A 15,334-nucleotide genomic window follows, 5' to 3' on the forward strand; every position below is an offset into this window, starting at 1 on the left:
TGCCGCGCCTGTGCTTTTGACGGCGCGAGGCGTCGGCAAGAACGCCCCTTCAGTGTTCCAGGGAGACGTTGCATGACCCAAGCCGCCCAGACCGAAAAGCCCTGGCCCGCGATGACCGTCCGCGAGGCCTACGCGATCCTCACCGCGCCGGGCATGCCGACCGAGATGGAAGAAGTCGAGATCCGCGGGATCAAGACCCGGGTCTGGAAGAACGCGCCGCCGACGCTGCGCGACGTGGTGACCATCGGCCGGGCGCACGGTGAGAAGATCTTCCTCGTCCACGAAGACGAGCGCGTCAGCTTCGAGGCCTTCCACCGCGCGGTGGCGGCGTTCGCCAGGACGCTTGCCGACAAGGGCGTCGTCAAGGGCGACCGGGTCGCCATCGTCATGCGCAACCTGCCGGAATGGCCGGTGGCCTTCTACGCCGCCTCGAGCCTCGGCGCGATCGTCACGCCGCTGAACGCCTGGTGGACCGGACCGGAACTGGAATACGGCCTGACCGACTCGGGCACCAAGATCTGCGTCGTCGACGTCGAGCGGTTCGACCGTCTGGCCGAGCACTTCCCCAACTGCCCCGACCTGCAGCACGTCTTCGTCAGCCGGATGGTCGACGAGGTGGCGCACCCGTTCGTCAGCAAGCTGGAAGACGCGATCGGCGGTCCCAACGACTGGGCGAAGCTGCCGGACACCGCCCTGCCGACGACGCCGATCGACGCCGACGACGACGCGACCATCTTTTACACCTCGGGCACCACCGGGAAGCCGAAGGGCGCCCTGGCCACCCACCGCAACGTCAATTCGAACATCTTCTCGGCCCTCTGCGCCGGCGCGCGGGCCTTCCTGCGCCGGGGCGAAACGCCGCCTGCGCCCGATCCGACCCTGCCGCAGAAGGGCAGCCTGCTCAGCGTGCCGTTCTTCCACGCCACCGGCTGCTTCGCGGTGCTCAACCCGACCCTCTACGCCGGCGCCAAGCTGGCCATGATGCGCCGCTGGGATCCCGAGGCCGCGATGCAGATGATCGAGCGCGAGCGCCTGACCAGCGCCGGCGGCGTGCCGACCATCGCCTGGCAGCTGATCGAGCATCCGGCGCGCGCGAAGTACGACCTGTCGTCGATCGAGAGCATGGCCTACGGCGGCGCGCCCTCCGCGCCGGAACTGGTGCGCAAGATCAAGGAAGTCTGGCCCAAGTCCCACGCCGGCAACGGCTGGGGCATGACCGAAACCAGCGCCACCGCCACCTCCAACTCGGCCGAGGACTACGAGCACCGCCCCGACAGCTGCGGCCCGCCGGTGCCGGTCACCGACCTCAAGATCATGACCGTCGAGGCGCCCTACACCGAACTGCCGATCGGCGCCGTCGGCGAGCTGTGGTGCAAGGGGCCGCAGGTCGTGAAGGGCTACTGGAACAAGCCGGAAGCCACCGCCCAGACCTTCGTCGACGGTTGGGTGCGCACGGGCGACCTGGCGCGCCTGGACGAGGAGGGCTTCTGCTTCATCATCGACCGGGCCAAGGACATGCTGATCCGCGGCGGCGAGAACATCTACTGCATCGAGGTCGAGAACGTTCTCTACGATCATCCGGCGGTGATGGACGCGGCCTTGGTCGGCATCCCGCACAAGACGCTGGGTGAAGAGCCGGCGGCGGTCGTGACGCTCAAGGAAGGCGCCCACGCCACCGAACAGGAGCTGCGCGCGTTCGTCGCCGACCGCCTGGCCGCCTTCAAGGTGCCGGTGAAGGTCGTCTTCTGGCACGAGACCCTGCCGCGCAACGCCAACGGCAAGATCCTCAAGAACGAGCTGAAGAAGGTCTTCGAGACGGCGTGAAGAACAGGGACATGCACTTCAGTGCGTGTCCCTTGCCGCTTCAAGCCGATGGGGACACGCTAGGGAGCGCCTGTCCCCTCCGAACCAGGAGCACCCGCATGGTCCAGTCCGCCGCCGCTACGGTCGATGAGTACATGGCCACGCTCGAGCCGGACCGCCTTGCGGCCATGAGCCGGGTGCGCGACCTCGGCCGCGAGATCTTCACCGGCTGGGTCGAGACCATGGCCTACGGCATGCCGGGCTTTGGCCCCGAAGCCGGCCCGCCGGTGTTCAGCTACAACAGCCAGAAGCAGTACATCTCGCTCTACGCGGGGAAGGGCGCCGTGGAGGCCTTCCGCGACCGCCTCAAGGGCGCCAGCCTCGGCGGCGGCTGCATCCGCTATCGCAATCCGGAAAAGATCGACTTCGATCTCGTCGCCGAAATCCTCCGGCACATCCGCGCCCATAAGGGCGCGGGGTGCTGAGGCCGTCCTACCCCGCGTTCACCGGCGGCCTGCGTCCCGCCCAGGGCTGCGCCGCCTCCAGCTGGTAGGCCAGCTGGAACAGCAGTCCGTCATTGCCCGCCTTCGCCGCGAACTGGATGCCCACGGGCAGGCCGTCGGCCGTCCAGTGCAGCGGCACGCTCATGGCGGGGGCCCCGGCGACGTTTTCGAGCGGGGTGTAGCCGACGTAGTCGGTCAGCCGCTCCGACAGCACCGCGAACGGCACGTCGCCCGAGACATAGCCCAGCGGCACGGGCGGCTTGGCCAGCACCGGCGAGACGATGACGTCATAGTTGGCGAACCAGCCGTCATAGGCCGCCGAGGCCTGTTCCAGCCGGCCGATGGCGGCCTCCACCGCGCCTTCGGGGGCCTTGGCGATCAGCTCGGCCATGGCCAGCGAGAAAGGCTCGGCCATGCTGGTGTCGGGCGCGCGGCCGAGCGCCTTGCTCATGGCTGCGATGTCCATCGCCGCGCCGGCCGACCAGAGGGTGAGGAAGTCCTGGCCGAAGCGGGCGGAGTCGATCGGCCACTCAGTCTCGCTGACCCGGTGGCCGAGCGACTGCAGCAGCTTCACCGCGCCGTCGAGGCCGGCCTGGACCTCGGCGTCGGGGCGTCGTCCCGTGCCGCCGGTGGCCAGAATGCCGATCCGCAGCTTCTTGCGCGTGGCCTTCTGCACGAAGCCGACCGGGCGGTAGGGGGCCGCGGCGTCGGTGCGCTCGGTCGCCGCGAACAGCGCCGCCGAGTCGCGCACCGAATGGGTCTCGGCGTGATTGACCGACAGGTCGACGACCTTGAGGCCCATGTTGCCGGCCAGCCGCCCGCGCGAGGGCTTGAAGCCGAACAGGCCGCAGTTGGCCGCCGGGATGCGGATCGAGCCGCCGCCGTCGCTGGCGTGGGCCAGCGGCACCACGCCCGACGACACCGCCGCGGCGGCGCCGCCCGACGAGCCGCCCGTCGAGTGGCCGACGTTCCAGGGATTGCGCGTCGGGCCCAGCGCCAGCGGCTCGGTCGTCGGCAGGTAGCCGAACTCGGGCGAGGCCGACTTGCCGATGACGATGAAGCCGCTGTTCACCGCGGCCTGCACATAGGGATCGGTCGTCTTCGCCGGCGGGTTCAGCATGTTGCCGCGGCTGCCCGAGCGGGTCGGCAGGCCGGCCCAGTCGTCGAGATCCTTGACCAGAAAGGGCACGCCGGCGAACGGTCCGGTCTGGCCGCCCTTCTTCGCCGCGTCCAGGGCCCGGTCGAAGTCGGAGTTGACGATGAAGTTCAGCTGCGGCTGCAGGGTCTCGGCCCGGCGGATCGCCGCCTCGACCGCCTCGACGGTGCTGATCTCCTTGCGGCGGATCATGCCGGCCAGCGTCGTGGCGTCCGGCGTCCAGGGCGCGACGGGCGCGGCCTTCGGCTTCGCCTCGGCGAGCGCCGGGATCGCGGCGACGGCGGCGGACGCGGCCATCAGGCCGCGGCGGGTGAAGTTGGTCATGAAGCCCTCCCTCGAACGTCTCGCGCGTTCGTGACTGGCGTTCAGATTGGCCGGTCGAACGCCGGTTCGCAAGCGGGCGTGGCGCTTGACGCGGGCGTCAGGCGGCGCGACTTTCCCGCCAACGAAACACACGGGAGGAGAAGCGCCATGGCCGACGGATCAATGGCGGGCGTCAGCTCGCTGAAGGGAACGGTCAGCGAGGCGGAGTGGAAGGCGCGGGTCGATCTGGCCGCCCTCTATCGCCTGGTCGCCCTGCACGGGTGGGACGACATGATCTTCACCCACATCTCGGCCCGCATTCCGGGACCCGAGCACCACTTCCTGATCAATCCCTACGGCATGTTCTTCGACGAGATCACCGCGAGTTCGCTGGTGAAGATCGACCTCGAGGGCCGGGTGCAGCAGGAGACGCCGTACTTCATCAATCCGGCGGGCTTCACCATCCATTCGGCGGTGCACGCGGCCCGCGAGGACGCGATGTACGTGATGCACCTGCATTCGGACCAGGGCGTCGCCGTCTCGGCCCAGCAGGGCGGCCTGCTGCCGCTGTCGCAACACGCGCTGATCGTGCTGCCGCAACTCGCCTATCATGACTATGAGGGCATCGCCCTCAACCTTGACGAGCGCGAGCGTCTTGTGGCTGACTTGGGCGACAAGTCCGCCATGCTGTTGCGCAACCACGGCACCCTGACCGTGGGCGAGACGGCGGCGGCCTGCTGGCTCAACATGTTCTATCTGGAGCGCGCATGCCTTCAGCAGGTCATGGCCCTTTCGGCGGGACGCGACGGCGTGCTGAACGCGCCGGACGCCGCCCAGGCGGAAGTGCGCAGCCAGATGGGGCGCGGCATGGGCGCGATCGGCAACCTGGCCTGGCCGGGCTGCCTGCGCCAGCTGGACCGCAGCCTGCCGGGCTACGACGCCTAGCCCGATCGCCGGGATTTGAGGGAGCCGTCGCGGGCCTGCTGCTCGCGACGGCTTTTTCGCGCCCGGCGCTTGCCGGGGCCTGGCCCCAGGCGCCGGGCGAGACCCTGGCCATTCTGAAGTACGAACGGTCGACGGCCGACCAGGCCTTCGACGCCTCCGGCGACCGCGTCGCCATGGAGGACCGGGCCGACGACGCGGTCAGCCTCTATGTCGAGCGGGGCCTGACCCGCCGGCTGACGCTGCAGGGCCAGGTCGGCTGGACGCGCGGTGAGGACGGCTTCGCCGACTATGCCGGCCGGGGGCCGCTGGAGCTGGGCCTGCGCTACAGCCTCCTGCGCACCGACCGGTCGGCGGTCAGCCTCTATGTCGGCGCGGCGCTGGCGGGGGAGGGGCGCAACGCCGGCTACGCCGCGCCGGGCGCGGGCGGCGCGGATGTCGAGGCCCGCCTGCTGGTCGGCCGCGCCTTCACGGCGGCCGGGAGGGCGGCGTTCGTCGATGCGCAACTGGCGCGACTGGACCGCTCGGGCCTGCCCGACGAGACTCGGGCCGACCTGACGCTCGGCATGGAGCCGAGGGACCGCTGGCTGATCCTGGCGCAGGCCTATGCCGGCCAGGCCGACCGGGGTGGAAATGATCCTCGCTGGCTCAAGCTCGAGATCTCGGCCGTCCGCAGGGTCGGCGACTGGCGTTTTCAGGCCGGTTGGAGACAGTCTGTCGCCGGCCGGTCGACGCCGCTTGAAGGCGGACCCGTGTTCGCTGTCTGGCGGTTGTTCTGATTTGTTGCGGCACTGAAACAGAGCGTCACGCAAGCGTCACCGCATTACAGTTTACGCGAGCGGCAATGCCCCTATATGTGCGTCCAGATGTCGCTGGCTGTGTCGGCGCCCGGAGTTGTTCGTGATCCGCCGTCATTTCTTCCTGATCGCCGCCGCCACACTGCTCGCGCTGATGCTGGTCGGCGGCGGGATCAAGCTGGCCACCGCCGAGCCCAAGGGCAAGGGCGGACCCGGCGGCGGCGCCGGTCGCGCCTCGGCCGTGTCGCAGGTCGTGGTCGCCGAGCGTCCGTTCGCCGACAGCATCGAGGCCCTCGGCGTCGCCAAGGGACGTGAGTCGGTCACCATCACCTCCAACACCAGCGAACTGGTCACGGCCGTGCGCTTCCGCGACGGCCAGCAGGTGTCGCGCGGCCAGGTGCTGGTCGAACTGAAGGCGGGCGAGGAAGACGCCGGCCTGATCGAGGCCCAGGCCCGCCAGACCCAGGCGGAGCGCGACTACGCCCGCTGGAAGACGCTCGCCGACCAGGGCATCGCGCCCCGGGCCACCGCGGAACAGTACCGCGCGGCGCTGGACACGGCCCGCGCCGGCGTCGAGGCGGCCCGCGCCCGCAAGATGGACCGGGTCATCCGGGCGCCGTTCTCCGGCGTGGTCGGCCTGACCGACGTGGCGCCCGGCGCCCTGATCAGTCCCGGGGCGGCCATCGTGACCCTTGATGATCTGACCATGGTCCGCGTCGATTTCGAGGTGCCCGACCGCTACGTGCCGGTGCTGGCCGAGGGCGCGCCGATCGTCGCCAGGGCCGACGCCTGGCCGACGGAGGCCTTCAGGGGCCGCATCGCCCGGCTCGACAGCCGCATCGACGCCACCACCCGGGCGATCACCGCCCGCGCCGAATTCGCCAACCCCGGCGGCCGCATCAAGCCCGGCATGCTGATGCGCGTGTCGATCGCCCACGGCGCCCGCCAGGGTCTGGCCGTGCCCGAGGCGGCCGTGCAGTTCGAGGGCGACCAGGCCTTCGTCTTCGTCATCACCCCCCGCGCCGACGGTTTCTCGGCCCGCAAGCAGGCGGTCCAGACCGGAGCGACCGAAGGCGGCTTCGTCGAGATCACCGGCGGCCTGCGGGCCGGCGAGAAGATCGTCGCCGACGGCCTCAACCGCATCCAGGACGGCCAGCCGGTCAAGGTCGGCGGCGGCCAGCGCCCGGGCGGCGCGGCGCCGGCCCGGAAGGCGGGCTGATGCTCTCGGACCTGTCGGTCAAGCGGCCGGTCTTCGCGGCGGTCGCGGCCATCATTCTCTGCGTGATCGGCCTGGCCTCGTTCCTCAGCCTGCCGATCCGCGAGCTGCCGAGTGTCGATCCCCCGGTGGTGTCGATCTCGACCACCTATCGCGGCGCCTCGGCGGAAATCGTCGAGGAGCGCATCACCCAGGTGCTCGAGCGCCAGGTCAGCGGCATCCAGGGCATCGACCGGGTCTCGTCGTCGAGCCGTGACGGCCGCAGCCAGATCAACATCACCTTCAAGCTCGACACCAACCTCGAGACGGCGGCCAACGACGTGCGCGACGCGGCCAGCCGGGTGGTCAGCCAGTTGCCGGACCAGGCCGACCCGCCGCAGATCGCCAAGGCCAACGCCGACTCCTCGCCGATCCTGATCCTCAACATGACCTCGACGACGCTGGATCCGCTCCAGCTCGCCGACTACGCCGACCGCTTCCTTGTCGAGCGGCTGTCGACCATCCCGGGCGTGGCCACGGTCAACCTGCTCGGCCCGACCTACGCCATGCGCATCTGGCTCGACGCCGACCAGATGGCCGCGCGCGGCATCACCGTCGACGACGTCGAGACCGCGCTCAACAGCCAGAACGTCGAGCTGCCGGCCGGCGCGCTGGAGAGCACGGCGCGCGACTTCACCATCCGGGTCAACCGCGGCTACTCGCGGCCGGAGGATTTCGCCACCCTGCCGGTCAAGGTCGCCGGCCAGGCCGCGGCCGCCAACGCCTATGTCACCCGGCTCGGCGACATCGCCCGCATCGAGGAGGGGCCCGCCGAGGCCCGCCGCGTGTTCCGCGGCAACGGGGTCGACCAGATCGGCCTGGCCCTCAGCCGTCAGTCGCAGGCCAACGACCTGGCCATCGCCAAGGCCGCCCGCGCTGAGGTCAAGGCGATCAACGCGACCCTGCCCGAGGGCACGAAGATCGTCATCGCGGTGGACTCCTCGCAGTTCACCGCCGAGGCGATCAAGGAAGTCTGGATCACCATGGGCATCTCCATCGCCCTGGTGGCGATGGTCAACCTGCTGTTTCTCGGCAGCTGGCGGGCGGCGATCATCCCGTCGATCGTCGCGCCGATCTGTCTGCTGTCGACCTTCATCGTGCTGGCCCCGCTGGGCTTTTCGCTCAACCTGCTGACCCTGCTGGCGCTGGTGCTGGCGGTCGGCCTGGTGGTCGACGACGCCATCGTGGTGGTCGAGAACATCCAGCGCCGCGTCGATGACGGGGAGCCGGCCACGGTGGCCGCCACGCGCGGGGCGCGACAGGTGTTCTTCGCGGTCATCGCCACCACCATCGTGCTGATCTCGGTGTTCGGGCCGCTGATGTTCCTGCCCGGCTATATCGGCCGGCTGTTCGTCGAACTGGCCGTGGCCATCGCCTCGGCCGTGGCCTTCTCGGCCTTCCTCGCCCTGTCGCTGTCGCCGATGCTGGCGTCAAAGCTGCTGCGGCCGGCCTCCGGCAACGGCTGGCTGGCGCGGCGCGTCGACACGGCCGTCGACCGCGTCAAGGAGTCCTACCGCCACTCGCTGGAGATGCTGCTGTCGACCCGCGTCGCGGGCTTCGGCGCGCTGGCGCTGGTGCTGGCGCTGGCCCTCGTCGCGGGCGGGCTGTTCGTCGTCCTGCCGCAGGAACTGGTGCCGGCCGAGGACCGCGGCCGCGTCGACATCAGCATCTCCGGCCCCGAGGGCGCCGGCTTCGACTACACCCGCGCCGCCGTCGACAAGGTCGAGGCGGCGATGAAGCGTTATGCCCAGCAGGGCGAGGTCGACCGCTACGTCGTCAGCATCCCGCGCTTCGGCGCGTCCCAGTTCAACACCGGCAACGGGGTGCTGGTGATGAAGCCGTGGGGCGAGCGCAAGAAGACCTCCGACCAGGTCGCCGACGAGCTCAACAAGAGCCTCAGCAAGCTGACCAGCGTGCGGGCCGTGGCCAGCGTGCGCGGCGCCTTCCAGCGTGGCGGCGGGCAGGGCGGCGGCACCAACGTCGACCTCGTCGGCCTCGGCAACGACTATGGCGAGATCGCCCGCTGGCTGGAGCCGATCCGCGACGCGATGCAGGCCAATCCGGGCTTCTCGCGGCCCCGGCTCGACTACGAGCCCACCGCGCCGCGCCTGTCGGTCGAGATCGACCGCGAGAAGGCCGCCTCGCTCGGCGTGACGCCACAGGTGATCGGTCGCGCGCTGGAGACGATGTTCGGCTCGCGCCGGGTGACGACCTTCATCAAGGGCGGCCAGGAATATGACGTCATCGTCCAGACCGATCTCGACAAGCGCCGCACGCTCGGCGACCTCAACACCCTCTATGTCCGCGCCGGCTCCGGGACCCTTGTGCCGCTGTCGGCCGTGGTCACGACCAGGCTGCACGGCGACACCCCGGACCGCCAGCGCACCGACCGCCAGCGCTCGGTGCGCCTGACCAGCCAGCTCGCGCCCGGCTACACCGTGGCCGACGCGGTGGCCTTCCTGAAGGCCGAGGCTCAGAAGAACCCGGCCCCCGGCGTGACCTACACCTGGGACGGCCAGGCGAAGGACTACCTCGAGGCTTCCGGCGCCGTGGGCCTGGCCTTCGGCATGGCCCTGCTGCTGGTCTTCCTGGTGCTGGCGGCGCAGTTCGAGAGCTGGATCCACCCGGCGGTGATCATGCTCACCGTGCCGCTGGCGGCGCTGGGCGGTCTGTTCGGCCTGCTGCTCAGCGGCCAGACGATCAACACCTACAGCCAGATCGGCCTGATCATCCTGATCGGGGTGGCGGCCAAGAACGGCATCCTGATCGTCGAGTTCGCCAACCAGCTGCGCGACGCCGGCCGGTCGATCCATGACGCCGTCATCGAGGCCGCCGTGCTGCGCCTGCGGCCGATCGTGATGACCTCGATCACCGCCGCCTTCGGGGCCCTGCCGCTGATGCTGTGGTCGGGCGCGGGCGCGGCCAGCCGACAGACCATCGGCGTGACGATCTTCTTCGGCGCGATCTTCGCCACCATGCTGACCGTGTTCGTCGTGCCGGTGTTCTACAACCTGCTGGCCCGCTTCACGAAGTCGCCGGAGTACACCGCCCGCCAGATCGAAGCCTGGGAGCACGACGAGGCGACCACCGGCGCCGCCCCGGCGGAGTAGGGCGCCCTAGAGCACCCAGCCGCCGTTGGTGTCGCCGCCGCCCGTGTAGAGGTTGGTTGTGGTGGCGGCGTGGTTGCCGGTGATCTCGACGCGCAGGTCGGCGTAGCCGTCGCCGTCGACGTCGAGCTGCAGCACCGTAACCCCGCCGCTGAACGCCAGGGTCGCCTGGCCGGCGACGTGGGTGAACTTGCTGACGAAGGTGAAGGCCTGGTCGCCGGCGAGGTTGACGTTGGCGTCGATGGCCGAGAGGTCGATCCGGTCGTTCGAGTTGAACGCCAGGTCGAGGATCTTGTCCTTGTCGGCCGACTGGCCGAGACCGGTGCGGTGGATGTCGAGGTTGGTGAACACGAAGGTGTCCGACCCGCCGCCGCCGGTGAGGGAGTCCTCGCCGTTGCCGCCGTACAGGGTGTCGTTGTCGTTCTCGCCGTAGAGCACGTCGTTGCCGTCGTCGCCGTACAGGGTGTCGTTGCCGTTCCCGCCGTAGAGGGTGTCCAGATCGCCCATGCCATGCAGGACGTTGTCGCCGCGGGTGCCGATGATGGTGTTGCGGACATTGCTGCCGGTCCCGTCGATGTTGCCGGCCAGCAGCAGCAGGGTCAGGTTCTCGACGTTGTCGGCCAGGGTGTAACTGACCGAGGACTCCACGGAGTCGGTCCCTTCGCCGACGCCCTCCACGATCGTGTCACCGGCGTTGTCGACATAGTAGGTGTCGTTGTTCAGGCCGCCGGCCATCGAGTCCGCGCCGGTCCCGCCGTCGAGGACGTCGTTGCCGGCCCCGCCGATAAGGCTGTCGTTGCCGGCCTCGCCATAGAGGGTGTCGGCGCCCACCGACCCGTCCAGCGTGTCGGCGCCGTCGCCGCCGTAGAGAGTGTCGTTGCCGCCATCGCCGTTGAGGCTGTCGTCGCCGCCCAGGCCCGACAGCACGTTGGCCGCGCTGTTGCCGAGGATGACGTTGTCCGCCGCGTTGCCGGTGCCGTTGATCGTCCCGCCCGGCGCGGCCAGGGTCAGGTTCTCGGTGCCGTCGCGCAGGGTCCAGGTGATCCGGCTGATGACGGTGTCGACGCCGTCCCCGCCGGTCTCGTCGGTGGTGTCGCCGACGCTGTCGACCACATAGGTGTCGTTGCCCGCGCCGCCGGTCATGCGGTCGGCCCCGACGCCGCCGCGCAGGTAGTCCGCGCCCGCGCCGCCGGCCAGGATGTCGTCGCCGTCACCGCCGTCGAGCAGGTCGGCGCCGTTGTCGCCGTTGAGAACGTCGTTGCCCGCCTCGCCGTAGATCGTGTCATTGCCGTCACCGCCGCTGACAGTGTCGACCTCGCCGCCGGCGTAGATGGTGTTGGCCCCGCTGTTGCCGGTGATGATGTTGCGCAGGCCGTTGCCGGTCCCGCCGATGTCGCCGCTCCCGGTCAGGGTCAGGTTCTCGAGGTTGCCGCCGAGGGTGTAGGTGATGGCCGCGCGGACCTCGTCGGTTCCTTCGCCGGCGTTCTCGGTGACCGTGTCGCCGCCATCGTCGACATAGTAGATGTCATTGCCCGCGCCGCCGGCCATGGCGTCGGCCCCGGTCCCGCCGTCGAGCGTGTCCGCGCCGCTGCCCCCGTTGAGGGTGTCGGCGCCGGCGTCGCCGCTGAGGACGTCGTCGCCGACTTCGCCATTGAGCGTGTCATTGCCGTCGCCGCCGCTGACGGCGTCGTTGCCGCCGTCGGCGTTGATCGTGTCGTTGCCATCCATCCCCGACAGGATGTTGGCCCCGCTGTTGCCGGTCAGGACGTTGTCCGAGGCATTGCCCGTGCCGTTGAGCGGCGCCGAGCCCGCGAGGGTCAGGTTCTCGGTGCCGGCGGTCAGGGTCCAGCTGATCGTCGAGGCCACGGTGTCGACGCCGTCGCCGCCGGTCTCGTCGGTGGTGTCGCCGGCGTTGTCGACCACATAGGTGTCGTTGCCGGCGCCGCCCTGCATGGTGTCCGCGCCCGTGCCGCCGCGCAGGCGGTCTGCGCCCGCGCCGCCGACCAGCGTGTCATCGCCGCCGAGGCCATTGAGGATGTCGTCGCCGTCGCCGCCGTCGACGACCTCGCCATCGGCCGTACCGGTCAGGGTCTCCGACCCCGCGCCGCCGATGACCGGCTCGGCCTGGGCCGTGACGTTGATGGTGATCGACTGACCGTGCGAGGCGGTGTTCTGGTAGTAGAACAGGGTCCCGAACAGCTCCCCGAAGACCACGTCGGCGTCCCCGTCGCCGTCCACGTCCGCGACGGTCGGCGGATTCCAGCCGCTGCCGATGCTGACGCCGTTGAACGGATTGGACGCGCCGGAGCGGGCGACGAACACCGGAGCCGAGGCGGATCCGGTGTTCTCGTAGTAGAGGATGCCGCTGTTCTGGCGGCCGATGATCGCGTCGAGGTCGCCATCGCCGTCCTTGTCGAGGAAGGCCACGCCGGCGAGGTTGCCGAAGCCGCCGCCGTTGAACGGATTGGCCGCGCCGGCGCGGGCCGTGAACGTCGGCGCCCCGGCCGAACCGGTGTTCTCGAAGTAGCTGATGCCCCCGCTGCCGTCGCCGACGAACAGGTCGAGATCGCCGTCATTGTCGATGTCGACCAGCGTCGGCGTGCCTTCGCTGCCCACCGTCGTGGCGTTGAACGGATTGGCTCCGCCGGTGCGAACGGTGAACGTCGCCGACGCGGCCGTGCCGGTGTTCTCGTAGTAGGCGATCGTGCCGTCGACGAGACCAAACAGCACGTCCCGGTCGCCGTCGCCGTCGACGTCGGCGATGAAGGTCTTGGGATTGCCACCGACGTTCAGGCCGTCGAACGGGACCCCCGCGCCGGTGCGGGCGGTGTAGACCGGCGCCGTGGCCGTGCCGGTGTTCTCGAAATACTGGACCGTGCCGCCGTTGTTGCCGAGCACCAGGTCCAGGTCGCCGTCGTTGTCGAAGTCGCCCAGGGCGAGGCGCGAGTGGAAGCCGGAGTCGATGCCGTCGAACGGACTGCTCGCGCCGGTGACCGCCGAGAAGGCGGTGGCGCCGGCGACGTCGCGGCCGGCCGCGTCCGTGACATTGATGGTCAGGGTGCGGCTGGCCGTCGGCGTGTCGCTGACGTTGGCGTAGGTCAGGTTCTCGATGACCGCGTCGACCATCGCCGAGGTGACGGCGCCGTTGAACGTCACGGTGAAGGTGGCGCCTGACCCGCCCGTCGCCGTGCCGATGGCCACGGCGGGGGCGCCGGCCGCGCCGTCGGCGTCGTAGTAGACCGTGCCGCCCGACAGGCTGACGACGGCGCCGCTGGCGATCGACACGCGATCCTCGGCCAGCAGGCCGGACACGGTCAGGGTCCCGCCGTTGTAGTTGCTGTCGGGGTCCGCGAACGTGACGCTGGCGTCGATGATCTGCGGTGTGGCGTTGACGAGGTTCTCGCCGAAGGTCGCCGAGGCGGCGACGCCGGAGAGGGTCGGGGCGTCGTTGACGCCGGTGATGTCGATGTTGACCGTGCCCAGCGCGACCGCGCCGGCGCCGTCATCGGCGGTCACGGTGAGGGTCGCGGCATTGTCGCCGCTGGCGTTGGACGCGCCCGTGTAGAGAATGTTCGACGCCGTGTTCAGGAAGGTGTCGATGGCCGAGGCCGTGCCGGACAGGGTGATCGCGCCGGTTCCCGAGTTGCTGACGGTCACGCCGCCGCCGCTCGCGGCGGTCATCGTGCCGGCCGAGGCGGTCAGGACGACGGTGATCGCGCCGCCCGTGTCGACGTCGCTCAGGGTGATGGCCGAGAGGTCGAGGGTCGAGGCCGTGTCCTCGGTCACCGTCACGTCGGTCGGCAGGCCGGTTGCCGACGGCGCGTCGTTCTGGGCGGTGACGGTGATGGCGACGGTCGGGATGGTCGGGGTGTTGTTGATCCAGGTGCGGAACTGGCCGTTCAGGCCGCCGGCCACCATGTCCAGATCGCCGTCGCCATCGATGTCGCCGAATTCCGGTGCGCTGACGAAGCCGACATCCACGCCGTTGAACGGGTTTGACGCGCCCGACACGAGCGTGAAGGCGCCGGAGGCGCCGTTGGTCCCGTTGCGATAGAAATCCAGCCGTCCGGCGTACTCGCCCAGGATCATGTCGATGTCGCCGTCGCCGTCGACATCGGCGAAGGCCGTCTTCGCCCAATGGCCATAGTCGACCCCGTTGAACGGATCCTGCGCGCCGGTGACCAGGGTGAAGACGCCCCCGGTGTTGCGGTAGAACTGCAATGTGCCCTGTTCGCTGCCAACGATCAGATCGCGATCGCCGTCCGCGTCCACGTCGGCGAAGGTCGGCGCCGCGAAGCCGCCCGGGACGGCCGAGACGCCGTTGAACGGATTGCTGGCGCCAGTGACCACCGTAAAGGCGCCGGCGCTCCCGTTGGTCCCGTTCCTGTAGGTGACAAGCGAGCCGTCCTGATTGCCGACAAGCAGGTCAAGGTCACCGTCCTGGTCTATGTCAAAGAAGTCCGGCTGGCTCTGGAAGCCAGTAAAAAGACCATTGAACGGGTTGCTGGCGCCGGTCACCGCGGTGAACGCGCCCGACGTACCCGTCGTGCCGTTGCGCCAGAGGAAGAGCGAGCCGCCGGAACTACCGCCGACGAGGTCCATGTCACCGTCGCCATCGATGTCGACCAGCGCGGGAATGCTGTTGTTCGCGGTGGAGAAGCCGTTGAACGGATTGGCCGCGCCAGTCGCTTCGGTGAAGACCGGCGACACCACACCGGTGCTGCCGCCCGCCGCGTCGGTGACGTTGATCGTCAGGGTCCGGCTCGCCGTCGGCGTGTCACTGACATTGGCGTAGGTCAGGTTCTCGATCAGCAGGTCGATCATCGCCGACGTGGCGCTGGCGTTGAAAGTCACCGTGAAGGTCGTGCCCGAGCCCCCGGCGGCTGTGCCAATGGCCACGGCCGCGGCACCGCCGGCGCCGTCGGCGTCGTAGTAGACCACGCCGCCCGATAGGCTGATGAACTGGCCGCTGAGCACCGAGACCCGGTCTTCGGCCAGCAGGCCGCTGACGACCAGCGTGCCGCCGTTGTAGTCATTGTCCGGGTCGGTGAACACGACGGCCGAGTCGATCACCTGGGGCGCCGCGTTGACGGTGTTCTCGTTGAACGTCGCGCTGGAAGTGCCGGTCAGGGTAGGGGCGGTCATCGTGTTTCAGAGCTCTCGCATCGGCCGGGGAGGGCCGGACAAACAGGTCAGAGGGGCCGGGAGTCCGGTCAGCATCCGGCCCGCGAGAAGGCTTCCGCGGCGATGGTTTCGGACAATCGGCCAAGCGCGGAACCTCGCGGCGCGCGACCGCGCGGTGAATGGAAAAAAACAGACAGGGTTACTGAAAACGTTACCCGAATTGGGTTTGGCTCGCGTCCCGGGCGAAAACGTCGCCCGCCGCGCTGCGGCCGGCGCGTGCCCGAAATTGCGGCGTTTCGGCCTGCGCCCGGAAATTTCGGGGCTCGCGACATTACATCGTGAAC

General features: G+C 69.7%; 8 protein-coding genes. 6 read left to right on the forward strand and 2 right to left on the reverse strand.

The genetic code is table 11. The features are described 5' to 3' along the window. The first annotated feature begins 72 nt into the window (after positions 1-72). Together AC1RN0_RS05250 and AC1RN0_RS05255 are read left to right on the forward strand one after the other, a co-directional pair. The gene (locus tag AC1RN0_RS05250; RefSeq protein ID WP_492786373.1) at positions 73-1,824 is read left to right on the forward strand and encodes a class I adenylate-forming enzyme family protein; all 1,752 of its coding nucleotides are present in this window, start codon (positions 73-75) and stop codon (positions 1,822-1,824) included. Between the two features lie 98 nt (positions 1,825-1,922). Continuing rightward, entirely contained in the window at positions 1,923-2,288 is a 366-nt protein-coding gene (locus tag AC1RN0_RS05255) for an iron chaperone (protein ID WP_492786374.1), read from the forward strand. Between the two features lie 7 nt (positions 2,289-2,295). Here AC1RN0_RS05255 and AC1RN0_RS05260 read toward each other — a convergent pair whose 3' ends face one another. Then, positions 2,296-3,786, reverse strand: a complete 1,491-nt coding sequence (locus AC1RN0_RS05260; protein ID WP_492786375.1) for an amidase — start codon at positions 3,784-3,786, stop codon at positions 2,296-2,298. 147 nt (positions 3,787-3,933) lie between these two features. Here AC1RN0_RS05260 and AC1RN0_RS05265 point away from each other — a divergent pair, with 147 nt between their 5' ends. The 4 genes from AC1RN0_RS05265 to AC1RN0_RS05280 all read left to right on the forward strand — a co-directional run bounded on the left by AC1RN0_RS05265 (position 3,934) and on the right by AC1RN0_RS05280 (position 9,869). After that, the gene (locus AC1RN0_RS05265) at positions 3,934-4,710 is read left to right on the forward strand and encodes a class II aldolase/adducin family protein (protein WP_492786376.1); all 777 of its coding nucleotides are present in this window, start codon (positions 3,934-3,936) and stop codon (positions 4,708-4,710) included. 173 nt (positions 4,711-4,883) lie between these two features. After that, positions 4,884-5,486 carry a hypothetical protein gene (locus AC1RN0_RS05270; protein WP_492786377.1) on the forward strand — a complete coding sequence of 201 codons (603 nt, stop codon included), beginning with the start codon at positions 4,884-4,886 and terminating at the stop codon, positions 5,484-5,486. A 121-nt stretch (positions 5,487-5,607) separates the two neighbouring features. After that, positions 5,608-6,723, forward strand: coding sequence for an efflux RND transporter periplasmic adaptor subunit (locus tag AC1RN0_RS05275; protein WP_492786378.1), 1,116 nt, complete (start codon positions 5,608-5,610; stop codon positions 6,721-6,723). Further along, a complete protein-coding gene (locus tag AC1RN0_RS05280; protein WP_492786379.1) occupies positions 6,723-9,869 on the forward strand; it encodes an efflux RND transporter permease subunit in 3,147 nt (1,048 codons plus the stop codon). The genes AC1RN0_RS05275 and AC1RN0_RS05280 overlap by 1 nt, the downstream gene beginning before the upstream one ends. 6 nt (positions 9,870-9,875) lie before the next feature. Here AC1RN0_RS05280 and AC1RN0_RS05285 read toward each other — a convergent pair whose 3' ends face one another. Next, positions 9,876-15,011 carry a beta strand repeat-containing protein gene (locus tag AC1RN0_RS05285; RefSeq protein ID WP_492786380.1) on the reverse strand — a complete coding sequence of 1,712 codons (5,136 nt, stop codon included), beginning with the start codon at positions 15,009-15,011 and terminating at the stop codon, positions 9,876-9,878. Positions 15,012-15,334 lie beyond the last annotated feature (323 nt).

It is taken from the genome of Caulobacter sp. GW821-FHT12F03 (genome assembly GCF_058806855.1).